This window comes from Microbacterium sp. NPDC057741 (assembly GCF_042798735.1).
Taxonomy (GTDB): Bacteria; Actinomycetota; Actinomycetes; order Actinomycetales; family Microbacteriaceae; genus Microbacterium.
Window position 1 is genome coordinate 15,025 of record NZ_JBHVJW010000003.1, and the last position, 13,413, is coordinate 28,437.

Sequence of the window (13,413 nt, forward strand, 5' to 3'; positions counted from 1 at the left end):
TTACTTGTTGAACTTGCGGTCGAACCAGTTGGACAGCACCGTGAGCAGCCAGATCACGATGAAGTACATCGCGCCGACGACGATCCAGATCTCGAAGGATCGGAAGGTCGAGGCGATCACGATGCGGCCCTGATAGGTCAGCTCCGCGAAACCGAGCACCGACAGCAGCGAGGTGTCCTTCAGGGTGATGATGAACTGGTTGATGAGGTTCGGCGTCATGATCTTGAACGCCTGCGGCATCACCACGCGCCGCATCGACGCGCCCCAGCCGAGGCCGAGCGAGCGCGCGGCCTCCATCTGCCCCGGATCCACCGACTGCACGCCGCCGCGGACGATCTCGGTGATGTAGGCGCCCGCGTTCAGCGAGAGCGTGATCACACCGGCGGTGAGCGCGTCCAGCGGCTGACCGGTGACGGCCGGGACGCCGAAGTAGAAGAAGAACGCCTGCACCAGCACCGGAGTGCCGCGGAAGATGTTCACGTAGGCGCTTGCGAGGAACCGCACGAAGCCGTTCGTGGACAGCTTCATGATGCCGAAGAGGATGCCGAGCACCATCGCGAACACGATCGACAGCGCCGTCGCGAGTAGCGTCAGCAGCAGACCCTGCATCAGCGGCGGGAAGGAAGCCTGCAGCAGCGTCCAGAACGAGTTGTCCGAGGTGTCCGCGTCGTCGATCGCGAGGTAGCGGTCGATGATCTGCTGGTAGGCGCCGGATTCCTTGGCGTTCTTCAGGCCCTCATCGAACATGGCCAGCAGCTCGGCGTTCTCGCCCTTCTTCACGGCGAAGCCGTAGTCGGCGCCGGACTCGGGAGCGGTGACGATCTTCAGCGGGACGTTGCCGGAGGCGATGCCGAACTGCAGCACCGGGGCGTCCTCGAAGGTCGCCGCCGAGTTGCCGGTGGCGACGTCGTTGTACATGTCGGCCGAGTCCTGGAATGCGTTGACCTTGAAGCCGATCTTCGCGCCCAGCTCCTTGGCGAAGTCGTAGCCGACGGTGCCGGTCTTCACAGCGACCCGCTCGCCCTTCAGATCTTCGTACGAGCTGATGTCGCTGTCCTTGGCGACGGCCATCTGCACGCCCGAGGAGTAGTACGGGTCGGAGAAGTCGAAGACCTTCTTGCGCTCGTCGGTGATGCTCATGCCGGCGATCACGCCGTCGGCCTGACCCGCCGTCAGCGCGGCGAGTGCGGCGTCGAAGCCGAGCGTCTTGACCTCGACCTCGAAGCCCTGGTTCGCGGCGATCGCGCGGAGCAGGTCCATGTCGATTCCGACGTTCTTCCCCTCCAGCTGATAGATGAACGGCGCGAAGGTGGTGTCGGTCGCGACGGTGAACGTGCCGTGCGTGACCGGGGTGTCGGTGGCGAAGTTCGGGTTCATCGGAAGGGCGCCGGGCTTGCCCGGGTCGAGCTTCTCGTTGCCGAGGGCGGCCTTGCCGCCGCCGATGGTCGCAGCGTCCGGGGCATCCTCGCCGAGGTAGTCGTCGAGGATCTTCTGGTAGGTGCCGTCGGCGATGACGTTCTTCAGGCCGGCGTTGAAGGCGAGGCGCAGCGCCTCATCGTCCCCCTTCTTCACGGCCATGCCGTAACTGGAGGCCTTCTCCTGGTCGGTGACGGTCTTCAGCGCCACGTTGCCGGTGGCGATGCCGTAGGCGAGGATCGGGTAGTCGTCGAAGGTGGCGACGGAGTTGCCCGAGGTCACGTCGCTGTAGGCGTCGGCCGCGTCCTGGAATCCGGTGACGGTGAAGCCGATCTCCTTGCCGAGCTTCTCCGCGAACGCGTAGCCCTCGGTGCCGGTCTTGGCCGAGACCGTCTTGCCCTTCAGATCGTCGTAGCCCGTGATGGTGTCGTCGTCCGCGGCGACCGCCATCTGGATGCCGGAGTCGAAGTACGGGTTGGAGAAGTCGAAGGTCTTCTCGCGCTCGTCGGTGATCGACATTCCCGCCATGACTGCGTCGGCCTGCCCCGCGGTGACGGCGGCGAGAGCACCGTCGAAGCCGAGTACGTCGACCTTGACGTCGAAGCCCTGATCCTCCGCGACCGCCCTGATGAGGTCGATGTCGATGCCGCGCAGCTCACCGTCGCGCTGGAACTCGAACGGCGCCCAGGTGGTGTCGGTGGCGATCGTGAAGGTCTTGCCCTTCACCGAGGCCGAGTCGTCGGCGGCTTTGGCGGCGCCGACCGCGCCGCCGACAGTGAACACCAGCATGAACAGGGCCATCAGGCCCGCGGCGGCGGCGAGACGGTTCTCCCTCCACCAGTGTGCGGAATGTCTGAGAAGGGTCATCGCGTCCTCGTTCGTCTTCATATGCAGCGTGCGTTCCTTGGCCCGTGCCACCTTACACAGGCGGCCGTGACACCATGGAGTGCCGTATGCCCGCGCGACAGGAGGGGACGCTGGTGGCTGAAGCCGTCACGGTGATCGTGCCGACGTTCAACGAACGCGACAACGTCGCCGAGCTCGTCGAACGCACTGTCCGGGCGCTCGAGGGCAGGGAAGCCGAGATCCTCTTCGTCGACGACAGCTCGGACGACACGATGGCCGAGATCGAGCGGGTCGCGGCCTCCGCGCAGATCCCGGTGCGCGGCATCCATCGCGAGCAGAACACCGGCGGCCTCGGCGGCGCGGTCGTGGTGGGCCTGCAGCAGGCCGCGCACGACGTCTGCATCGTGATGGACGGCGATCTGCAGCATCCGCCCGAACTGCTGCCCGAGCTGGTCGCCCGGCACGAGAAGGGCGACGCCGATGTCGTCGCGGCCTCGCGGTACGTGGGCGGCGGCGACTCAGACGGCCTGGGCACCGCCGTGCGCTTCGGCGTCTCGCGCGGAGCGACCTGGCTGACCAAGGCGATGTTCCCCCGCCGGCTGTGGCGCAGCACCGACCCGATGACCGGGTACTTCCTCGTCGACCGTCGCCGCATCGACGTCGACGAGCTGCGGCCTCAGGGGTTCAAGATCCTGCTCGAGATCCTGGTGCGCTCCGACGTGCGCATCGCCGAGGTGCCGATGTCGTTCGGTGAGCGGCGGCACGGAACATCCAAGGCATCGCTGCGGCAGGGGGCGACGTTCATCGCGCACCTGGCGCGGCTGCGGTTCGGCAAGATGAGCCTGTTCGCGCTGATCGGTCTGCTCGGCGCGGTGGCGAACATCGGCATCATGTGGGTGCTGACCCGGGCCGGGATGCCGTACATCTGGGCGGCGATCATCGGAGCCGAGGCCACGATCATCGGCAACTTCCTGCTGCAGGAGCGGTTCGTGTTCGCCGACCTGCGCGCCGACGCGCGCGGGGTGTGGGTGCGGTTCGCGGCATCCTTCGCCTTCAACAACGTCGAGGCCGCGGTGCGCATCCCGGTGATGGCGCTGATGGTCGAGAGCTGGCACATCTCCAGCGTGCTCGCGACGGCCGTCTCGCTCGTGGTCGCGTTCTTCGCACGCTTCCTGTTCCACGCGCTCGTCGTCTACGCGCCCCGAGGCGCGAAGAAGACGGATGCCGCGACAGCGGAGCCCTCCACCGACACCGCCGGCCAGCGGATCATCCGCGCGATCGACGCCGAGGCGATGCGGCCGGGCGAGCTGTAGCCGCTACTCTGTCGCCGTGAGCGACACCACGACGACCCGGTTCCGGCTGAGCAGGATGCTGCCGCGCGACCCCGATCAGCCGCATCGCGCGGCCAGCTCGCTCGAGCTGTTCTTCGACCTGGTGTTCGTGGTCGCGGTGAGCATCGCCTCGGCCGATCTGCATCACGAGCTCGCTGCCGGGCACCTCGCCAACGGCGTCCTCACCTACGTGCTGGTGTTCTTCGGCATCTGGTGGGCCTGGATGAACTTCACCTGGTTCGCCACCTCGTTCGACAATGACGACTGGTTGTACCGGGTCATGACGATCGTGCAGATGAGCGGCGTGCTCGTGCTGGCGGCGGGCATCGGGCCGGCCTACAAGTCCGGCGATTACGTGGTGCTGGTGCTGGGCTACGTGATCATGCGCGTGGCGATGATCTCGCAGTGGCTGCGCGCAGCGCGCGCGAATCCCGACTACCGGCGCACCGCCCTGTTCTACGCGGTGGGCATCGGCATCGCCCAAGTGCTCTGGCTGCTGTTCCTGCTGCTGCCGTCGGCGTGGCAGATGCCGGTGTTCTTCGTGCTCGCCGGCGCCGAGCTCGCCGTGCCGGTGATCGCGGAGTCGCAGAACAAGACCCCGTGGCATCCGCACCACATCACCGAGCGCTACTCGCTGTTCACGCTGATCGTGCTCGGTGAGACGATCCTCGCGTCGGCGAACGCCGTCATCGGCGCGCTCGACAAGGTCGAGTCGACGTGGTCCCTGATCTCGATCGCCGCGCTGACACTGATCTCGGCGGCGTCGATGTGGTGGATCTACTTCTGGCCGCCCCATCACCGGGCGATCACCACGCTGCGCGGCTCGATCCGCTACGGCTACGTGCACTACTTCGTGCTGGCCGCGGCCGCGGCGTTCTCGGTGGGGATCGAGCTGCAGATCGACATGCTCACCAAGCCCGGAGAGGTGGAACCGCTGGTCGCGGCGTTCGCCGTGGCGATCCCGATCGCGGTGTTTCTGCTGGCGATCTGGTGGATCGCGATCCGCGCGAACGCCGACCGGCTGGTGAACATCGTGGTGCCGGGAGGAGCGGTGCTGGTGCTCGTCGACGCCCTGCTGCCGCTGCCCGTGGCGCTGACCACCGTGATCCTCGTCGCCGTGGTCGTGGTGCTGGTGATCCGGCAGCCCGTGCGGCGGTAGAAGGGCTGCCGGCATCGGTCATCGCTGACCCCCGGTCGCGGACCTGGCGGCGCTCCGTCGGAGCTTCGCCGTCGCCAGCGCGACGACGAGGCACGCCCCGAGGAGACCGAGGCCGAGCGATTGCCAGCCGGAGACGCTCGACATCGCGCCGGCGCTGAAGGACCCGATGACCTGGAACGCGCCGGTGATCGCTTCCGCGATGGGCTGGACCCGGCCGCGTTCTTCGGGGTTGTAGGCGCCGGTGATCATCGCGCTGCCTCCGCTGTAGGCGAGGTTCCACCCCACCCCGATGGCCAGCATCGCCGTCAAGAACGCCCACTCCGCGGTGCTGAAGGCCGCCACAGTACCCGAGACGAGAATCAGTGCGATCCCGATGAAGGTGATCGCACGTTCGCCGGTTCGCTCGATGATCCGCGCCACGACGAATCCGGGCGCGAACATGCCGACCATGTGCAGTTGGACAGCGAACGCCGTCGCCGTCTCACCGTGGCCCATCGCCATCCCCGCAATGGGCCCGGCGGTCATCATCGCGTTCATCGCGACTGCAGAGAATGCCGTCGTCAGCACCCCTGCCAGCAGGAGGGGCTGTCGCCACAGCACTCGCCGGGGTCGAGCGCCCGAGCTCGACGCCGGAACACCTTGGATGCGCCCCAGTTCCGCAGGGAGCATCGCGTTCCACGCGGCGGCGATCGCTCCGAAGAGCGCGACCAGGAGATAGCTCGCCACGTAGGTCACGGGCAGGAGGTTCGCCGTCCAGGTGGCGAGGAACGGTCCGATCAGGGCGGCGACGAGTCCGCCGGCCAGCACGGTCGTGACAGCCGCCGCGCGAGCCCCTTCGGCAGAGTCGGCGGCGGCATAGCGGTAGTACCCCGTCGCCGCACCGTACAGGCCGATGAGGAACGTTCCCGCGCACAACAACCAGAAGGAGCCCCAGTGCACGGCCAGTGCCGAGATCAGCCCGGAAGCCACCGCGGCACCGGAGAACAGCACGAACGTCCTGCGGTAGCCGAGTCGTCCGATCAGCCGCGACACGAGGAAGGTCGACGACAGTGCGCCGACGGCGATCAGACTGAACGGCAGTGTCGCGAGCGTATCCGTCGGGGCGAGGTGATGCCCCACGATCGCGGTGAGGGTGAGATCGATGGAGCTTCCGAAGACGGCAAGCGCCTGTGAAGGTGCCAGCCGTCGCGCGATCCGAAGGTTCGCATGTCGGGTCGGGATCGTCGAAGTGTCGGCCATGCCATCGATGATGCTGAGCGGGTGGCAGATCAACCAGTGGCAAGAACGACCATGTTGATAAGATTCCTGCCATGTCGGCACGTACCACGCCGCGCGGGCCCGCCCGCCACCGGATCGCCGTGCTCGCCTTGGAGCGCGTGCAGCCGATGGAAGTGGGCATCCCGTTCCAGATCTTCGACCGCGAGGAACTCCCCTACGAAGTGGTGCTCTGCGCTCGCGAGGCGGGGCCCGTCAAGACCGCGAACGGGTGGCAGCTGATCGCACCGTCGGGCCTCGACGCCCTGAATGATGCGGACACGGTGATCATTCCGGCGTTCGGGCGGATCGACACGCTCCCCGAGGATGTCGCACGCGCGCTGCGTCGCGCGCATGCTCGAGGGGCACGGTTGGTGTCCATCTGCGCAGGAGCATTCGCTCTCGCGCACGCCGGGGTCCTCGACGGCAGGAGAGCGACCACGCACTGGCGTCACGCCGAGAGGCTCGTGCGACAGCACCCCCGCATCACCGTCGATCCCGATGCTCTCTACGTCGACGAGGGGGATGTCGTCACCTCTGCGGGAGTCTCGAGCGGAATCGACGTCTGCCTGCATCTGCTGCGCCAGGACCACGGGGCGGCCGTGGCGAACGCGATCGCCCGCGAGATCGTCGCGGCACCGCGCCGTGACGGCGGACAGGCCCAGTTCATCCAACGGCCGACCATCGCCGCGGATGAACCGTCGAGCCTCGCCCCGACCCTCGAGTGGGCGCTCCGCCGGCTGGAGCTCCCCCTCACGGTGGCGGGCCTCGCACAGCACGCCAGGATGTCTCCCCGCACCTTCGCGCGCATGTTCGCGACCATGACGGGCACGACACCGCTGAAATGGCTGAACACCGCTCGAGTCGACCGCGCCCGCGAACTGCTCGAGACCAGCGACCTCCCCGTCGAGCAGCTGGCACCGCTCTGCGGCCTCGGCACGCCGACCAACCTCCGAGATCACTTCCGCCGCGTCACGGGCACGACCCCCACTGCATACCGGCGCGCCTTCCGTGCCGACGGGTAGGCAGAACCCCGAGCAGCGTCTGCGGGCTGCGGGCAGGCGTCGATCCTAGGAGGACGAACGCGAGCCGAGCACGCCGGCGACGGCGGCGTGCAGCATCGAGCCGCGGGCCTGGGAGTCGCCCCAGCGCACCAGGCTCTGCGCGTTCAGCCCGTCCACCATGCCCAGGATCTGCCAGGCGGCGGCGGTCGGATCCGGGGTGCGGAACTCGCCGGAGTCGACACCGCGCATGATCACGTCGCGGATCAGGTCGCGCCAGGCATCCATCTCGGTGCGCACCGCCTGCGCGAGCGGCTCGTTGCGCAGGCCGTGCGCCCACGCTTCGACCCACACCAGGGTGACGTCGTCGCGGGTGCCGTCGATCATCGTGTCGAGCAGTGCGTCCATGCTCGCCGCAGCGGTGTCGGGAACGGCGACCAGGGATGCCACCTCACGGCGCTCGTCGGCGACGATGCGCTGGAACACGTCGGCGACGAGCCGGTCCATGCCATCGGAGTAGTGCGCGACGAGCGCGGGGGTGACTCCGGCGCGAGTGGCGACGCCGCGCAGCGTGACGGCGCTGATTCCGGCCTCCAGAGCGAGTGCGCGCGCGGCATCCGAGATCTCGGCGGCGCGCTCCTGGGGCGCCTTGCGTCGGGCGCGGGGGCGTTCGGCGGTTGACATGATGCGGTCAGCCTACTACTGTCGCCTAAAGTTATTGATCGCACGATCAATATGTCGAGGAGGACAGTATGGGTTGGCGGATGCCGCACGAGGGCGACCCGCACGAGCGCACCTGGATGGCCTTCCCGCGCGCCGGCATCACGCTGGGCACGGGGGAGGAGCACCAGGAGAGCGGCTACCGCGCCTGGGCCGAGACGGCCCTCGCCGTCGCCGAGTTCGAACCCGTCACCCTGCTCGTCGACCCGACCGAGACCGCTCGCGCTCGCCGCATGCTCGGCAGTGCCGTCGACATCATCGAGGCCCCGGTCGACGAGTTCTGGCTGCGCGACTCCGGCCCCACATTCGTCGTGGACGCCGAACGCCCGGGTGTGCTCGGCGCCGTCGACTGGATCTTCAACGGCTGGGGCGCACCCGCCTGGGCCGAGTGGCAGAAGTCGGCCGAGCACGCCCGCATCGTCGCCGGCGCAGTCGGCGCCGAGCTCGTCTCCAGCCTGCTCGTGAACGAGGGCGGCGGCATCCACGTGGACGGCGAGGGCACCGTGCTCGCCACCGAGACCGTGCAGCTCGACCCTCGACGCAACCCGCTCGCCGACAGGGCACGCGTCGAGGCGGAGTTCGCCCGCACGATCGGTGCGGAGAAGGTCGTCTGGCTGCCGCGCGGCCTCACCGCCGACTACGAGGAGCTCGGCACCAACGGGCACGTCGACATCGTCGCCACCATCACTTCGCCCGGACGCCTGCTGCTGCACTCCCAGCAGGATGCCGCGCACCCCGACCACGCCGTCACCCGCGAGCTGCGCGAGCACCTCGCCGCCCAGACGGATGCCGCGGGCCGCTTCTTCGAGATCGTCGACCTGCCCGCGCCCGCCGCGCTGCGCGCCGACGGCGAGTTCGTCGACTACAGCTACGTCAACCATCTCGTGGTCAACGGCGGCGTCATCGCCTGCGGCTTCGGCGAGCCGGAGGCGGATGCCCGGGCCCGAGGCATCCTCGAGGACGCCTACCCCGGCCGCCGCGTCGTGACCGTCGACGCCCGCCCGATCTTCGCCCGCGGCGGCGGCATCCACTGCATCACCCAGCAGCAGCCGGCGATGCCCAGCCACCCCCGGGTCCTGAGCGCCCTTCGTCTCGCTCCGCTCGCTCAGGACCCGCTGACTCCGGCGAAGGGCGTGCCCCATGTTTGACGTCGTCGAGGCATCCATCGCCGACCTCCGCGCCGCTCTCGAGAGCGGTGCCGCGACCGCGGTCGAGCTGGTCGACGCCTACCTCGCACGCATCGACGCCTACGACGGCCCCGGGACCGAGACCGCCCTGAACGCGATCGTCGTCCGCAACCCCGCCGCGCGCGCCGAGGCCGCCGCGGCCGACGCCCGGCGCGCCGCCGGCGAGACCAGAGGCCCCTTGGACGGCATCCCGTACACGGCGAAGGACAGCTACCTCGTCACCGGCCTCACGGCGGCATCCGGTTCACCGGCCTTCGCCGACCTGGTCGCCCGGCGCGACGCGTTCACGATCGAGCGGCTGCGCGCCGCCGGCGCGATCTGTCTGGGACTGACGAACATGCCGCCGATGGCCAACGGCGGCATGCAGCGCGGCGTCTACGGCCGCGCCGAGAGCCCCTACAGCGCCGACTGGCTGACCAGCGCCTTCGGCTCAGGGTCGTCGAACGGATCCGGCACCGCGACCGCGGCCAGCTTCGCCGCCTTCGGCCTCGGCGAGGAGACCTGGTCGAGCGGCCGCGCACCCGCCTCGAACAACGCCCTGTGCGCGTACACGCCCTCGCGCGGCGTGATCTCGGTGCGCGGCAACTGGCCCCTCGTGCCGACAATGGACGTCGTCGTGCCGCACACCCGCAGCATGGCCGACCTGTTCGAGGTGCTCGACACGGTCGTCGCCGACGACGCGGACGCGCGCGGCGACTTCTGGCGCGGGCAGCCGTGGGTGCGGATCCCCGCGGCATCCGAGGTGCGGCCGGAGTCTTACGCGGCGCTGGCATCCGGCAGCGGTGCCCTCCGGGGTCGCCGGTTCGGCGTGCCGAGGATGTACATCAACGCCGACCCGGATGCGGGGACGGGGACCACGATCGGCGGTCCGACCGGGCAGCGCATCGAGACCAGGGCCACCGTCATCGCTCTCTGGGAGCAAGCGCGACGCGACCTCGAGGCCGCCGGTGCCGAGGTGATCGAGGTCGATTTCCCCGCGGTGACGAACTACGAGGGCGACCGCGCCGGTGCCCCGACGCTGAAGAACCGCGGCCTGGTCAGCGAGCGGTTCCTGCGCTCCGAGATCGAGGACCTCTCGGCGTGGGCGTGGGACGACTTCCTGCGCGCCAACGGCGACCCGGCGCTCGACCGGCTCGAACTCGTCGACGGCGCCCGCATCTTCCCGCAGCCCGAGGGTGCGCTGCCCGACCGGTACACCGGGTTCGACGACGACATCGCCGAGTACCCCGGTTTCGTGCGGGCGCGCCCGCACGCGTCGTTCACCGGCATTCCGCACCTCGAGGAGGGCGTGCGCGGGCTCGAGGAGACCCGGCGGGTCGACCTCGAGGAGTGGATGGACGGCCTCGGCCTCGACGCCGTCGTGTTCCCCGCCGTCGCCGACATCGGCCCCGCCGACATGGACGTGAACCCGGCATCGGCCGACGCCGGCTGGCGCAACGGCGTCTGGGTCGCCAACGGCAACCTCGCGATCCGCCACCTCGGCATCCCGACGGTCACCGTGCCGATGGGCACCCTCGCCGACATCGGGATGCCGGTGGGCCTGACATTCGCCGGACGCGGCTGGGACGACACCGAACTGCTCCGCCTGGCCGCCGCCTTCGAGGCCACAGGCGACCGCCGCACCTCACCGCCGCGCACGCCTGCTCTTCCTGGAGAGGAACTCTCATGACATCGCCGTTCCCCCGCCCCGATCAGCGACTGCAGATCGTCGCCTCGTCCAAGGATGCCTTCGAGCGCGGCGCCTCCCGCGGCCGGCAGCTGCGAGAGAGCCTGCCCGGCACGATCGAGGCGTACGACGAGCTGTTCCGGCTCGGCGGCATCGACGAGCAGGTCGTGCGCGACGACGCCGAGCGGCTGCTCGACGCGATCGGCGCGCACCGCCCCGGCCTGCGCGCGCAGATCGAGGGCATCGCCTCGGGCTCAGGGTCGGAGCTGTGGCGCATCGCCGCGCTGAACGGCCGCACCGAGATCCTGTCCCGCAGCGTGACCGTGCCGCCGGGGGAGTGCTCGACGATCGTGCGCTCCATCCGTGACGCGGAGGGCCACGCGCACACGATGGGTGTGCAGACCTGGGACTGGCACATGGAGATCGCGCCGTACTGGCACACGATCGTCTCCCGCGGCGGCGTCCACGACTACGCCGGGCTCACCGAGTGCGGCATCCTCGGCAAGATCGGCGTGAACAGCGCCGGCGTCGCGCTGCACTTCAACATCCTCGGGCACCGCGCCGATCGGCCGGAGGGCATGCCGATGCACGTGCTCGCCGCGCTCGTGCTCGAAGAGGCGACCAGCGTCGCGCACGCCGTCGAGCTCGTCCGCGAGGCGCCGGTGACGAGCTCCGGCTCCTTCGCGCTGTTCGACGAGGCCGGCGCGGCGGTGCTGCTCGACATCAGCCCGGAGGGGGTGTTCGAGGCGCCCGCCATCACCGACGGCACCTGGCTGCGCACCAACCACTTCCTCACCGCCGAGCCCGCCGCGGAGGAGAAGACCTGGCTGTACCAACCAGACTCCGGCCAGCGCTGGGACTTCCTGCGCGACCGCCTGACGCAGGGCGCAGCGCCGGCCGACGCCGCGCAGCTGCGCGCCGCCCTCGTCACCGGCGACGGCGAGCCGCCCGTGACCTGCGTGCCCGACCTGGCTCTGCCGATGGGGCAGCGCTGGGCCAGCCTCGCGACCGTCGTGCTCGACCCGGCCGCCCGCCGCGCCGACATCCTCGACGGCACCCCCGCCGAGAACGCCACCCGTCCGCACATCGAGCTCGCGCTCTGACCGTTCGCACCCTGACCGTTCGCACTCTGATCGAAGAGGATCCCGCCATGACCGAGACCACCGTCTACCGCAATGCCGTCGTCTTCGACGGGCTGGCGGATGCTCCGCTCCAGACCGCGTTCGCGGTCCGCGGCGATCGCATCCTCGCTGTCGGCACGGAGGCCGACGTGCGCGCGGCGGCGGGCGCGGATGCCGCGGTCGTCGACCTCGAGGGCGCGTTCGCGATGCCCGGCGTGATCGAGGCGCACGCCCACCTGGCGATGTTCGGCCACGCGCAGGGCAAGGTGCAGCTGCGTGACTGCACCTCGGTCGCGCAGATCCAGCAGCGACTGCGCGAGGCGCGCGAGGCGAACCCGGATGCCACGATCATCGAGGGTGTCAGCTGGCTGTTCGATGCGCTGCCCGAGGGCATCACGCAGCCGACGGCGGCGATGATCGACGCCGTGATCGACGATATCCCGGTGTTCCTCGACGCGAACGATCTGCACAGCACCTGGGTGAACACCGCCGCGCTGCGCGCCGCAGGCATCGACCGCGACACCGTCGACCCGATCGGCGGCGAGGTGGTGCGCGACGAGAACGGCGACGCGACCGGATTCCTGCTCGAGACCGCCGCGATGGACCTGCTCGGCGACTACCTGGACGGCATCCGCACCGACGAGGAGGTGGACGGGCACCTCGATCGCGCCTTCGACGCGTATCTGGCGGCCGGCGTCACCGGTGCCGCCGACATGGGCATGACCGAGCAGTCGATGGCGGCGCTGCGGCGCAGGCTGGACCGCGACGGCCGGCTGCCGTTCCCGGTCACCGCGCACTGGTGGCTGAGCTCCACCGGCGACACCGAGGCCGACCTCGCCCAGGTCGAGCGCGCCGTGGCGCTGCGCGACGAGCTGGCGGCCACCGGCACGCCCTGGTTGAAGGTCGTCGGGGTGAAGTTCATCCTCGACGGCGTGATCGACGCCTGCACCGCCGCCATGGTGCGCCCCTACGCCGACGGCTCGAACGCCGACCCGATCTGGAGCCGCGAGGCCGCGACGCCCGTCGCGATCGCCGCGGACCGCGCAGGTCTGCAGCTCGCGATGCACGCGATCGGCGATGCCGCCAGCGCCCTCGCGGTCGACCTCGTCGAGGCCTGCGAGCAGGCGAACGGCACGGACACCGGGCGACGTCCGCGCATCGAGCACCTCGAGTCGGTCGCCCCCGAGACGGTCGCACGGATGCGGGAGCACGGTGTCGCGGCATCCATGCAGCCCGTGCACTGCGACCCCGCCATCCTGGACAACTGGATGGCGGTGCTCGGCGACCAGCGCGCCGAGGACGGCTTCCCGTGGAACTGGTTCCGCGACGTCGACGTCCCCGTCGCCCTGGGCACCGACGCCCCCACCGCACCCCACGAGGCTCTGCACAACCTGTTCATCGCGATGTCCGGCCGCTCGTCGATCGACTCCGCGCTGCCCGCGTACCACCCCGAGCGCGCGTTCACCGCTGCCCAGGCGCTCGCCGCGGCGACATCCGGTGCGGCGCACGTCGGCGCGATCGACGATGCCTACGGGCGGATCGCCCCCGGCTTCTTCGCGAACGTCGCCGTGCTCGACATCGACCCGCTGTCCGCACCGACCGACGACCTGCTCACCGGCGCCGTGCTCCTCACCCTGGTGCACGGCGAGGCCGCCTACCGGCGGCCGTAGCCCTCAACCCCCTGAAACCCGAACGCCCTCTGCAGCGACGCA

10 protein-coding genes are annotated in these 13,413 nt (G+C 69.9%); 7 read left to right on the forward strand and 3 right to left on the reverse strand.

The window, feature by feature from the left end; all coding sequences use genetic code 11:
- Complete coding sequence (locus ACFVDO_RS11040; protein ID WP_378858378.1) at positions 1–2,283, reverse strand: ABC transporter substrate-binding protein/permease; 2,283 nt, start codon at positions 2,281–2,283, stop codon at positions 1–3.
- 86 nt (positions 2,284–2,369) lie between these two features.
- On the opposite strand from ACFVDO_RS11040, the gene ACFVDO_RS11045 reads away from it, so the two are divergent.
- Together ACFVDO_RS11045 and ACFVDO_RS11050 are read left to right on the forward strand one after the other, a co-directional pair.
- Positions 2,370–3,575, forward strand: a complete 1,206-nt coding sequence (locus ACFVDO_RS11045; protein WP_378858377.1) for a glycosyltransferase — start codon at positions 2,370–2,372, stop codon at positions 3,573–3,575.
- A 16-nt stretch (positions 3,576–3,591) separates the two neighbouring features.
- Entirely contained in the window at positions 3,592–4,752 is a 1,161-nt protein-coding gene (locus tag ACFVDO_RS11050; protein WP_378858376.1) for a low temperature requirement protein A, read from the forward strand.
- An 18-nt stretch (positions 4,753–4,770) separates the two neighbouring features.
- Here ACFVDO_RS11050 and ACFVDO_RS11055 read toward each other — a convergent pair whose 3' ends face one another.
- The gene (locus ACFVDO_RS11055) at positions 4,771–5,991 is read right to left on the reverse strand and encodes an MFS transporter (protein ID WP_378858375.1); all 1,221 of its coding nucleotides are present in this window, start codon (positions 5,989–5,991) and stop codon (positions 4,771–4,773) included.
- Between the two features lie 71 nt (positions 5,992–6,062).
- Here ACFVDO_RS11055 and ACFVDO_RS11060 point away from each other — a divergent pair, with 71 nt between their 5' ends.
- Positions 6,063–7,031 carry a GlxA family transcriptional regulator gene (locus ACFVDO_RS11060; RefSeq protein ID WP_378858374.1) on the forward strand — a complete coding sequence of 323 codons (969 nt, stop codon included), beginning with the start codon at positions 6,063–6,065 and terminating at the stop codon, positions 7,029–7,031.
- Between the two features lie 45 nt (positions 7,032–7,076).
- Here ACFVDO_RS11060 and ACFVDO_RS11065 read toward each other — a convergent pair whose 3' ends face one another.
- Positions 7,077–7,691: a TetR/AcrR family transcriptional regulator gene (locus tag ACFVDO_RS11065; RefSeq protein ID WP_378858373.1), complete on the reverse strand. Its 615-nt coding sequence runs from the start codon at positions 7,689–7,691 to the stop codon at positions 7,077–7,079.
- A 68-nt stretch (positions 7,692–7,759) separates the two neighbouring features.
- Between ACFVDO_RS11065 and ACFVDO_RS11070 the strand changes: the two genes are divergently transcribed.
- The 4 genes from ACFVDO_RS11070 to ACFVDO_RS11085 are packed head-to-tail and all read left to right on the forward strand — an operon-like array spanning position 7,760 to position 13,371.
- Positions 7,760–8,875, forward strand: a complete 1,116-nt coding sequence (locus tag ACFVDO_RS11070; protein WP_378858372.1) for an agmatine/peptidylarginine deiminase — start codon at positions 7,760–7,762, stop codon at positions 8,873–8,875.
- On the forward strand, positions 8,868–10,583 hold the full coding sequence (locus ACFVDO_RS11075; protein WP_378858371.1) for an amidase: 1,716 nt from the start codon (positions 8,868–8,870) through the stop codon (positions 10,581–10,583). Before ACFVDO_RS11070 ends, ACFVDO_RS11075 begins: the two co-directional genes overlap by 8 nt.
- Positions 10,580–11,683 (forward strand): C45 family autoproteolytic acyltransferase/hydolase, encoded by a 1,104-nt coding sequence (locus ACFVDO_RS11080; protein ID WP_378858370.1) that lies wholly within the window; start codon positions 10,580–10,582, stop codon positions 11,681–11,683. The genes ACFVDO_RS11075 and ACFVDO_RS11080 overlap by 4 nt, the downstream gene beginning before the upstream one ends.
- Positions 11,684–11,730: 47 nt before the next feature.
- Positions 11,731–13,371 carry an amidohydrolase gene (locus tag ACFVDO_RS11085; protein WP_378858369.1) on the forward strand — a complete coding sequence of 547 codons (1,641 nt, stop codon included), beginning with the start codon at positions 11,731–11,733 and terminating at the stop codon, positions 13,369–13,371.
- The last annotated feature ends 42 nt before the right edge of the window (positions 13,372–13,413 follow it).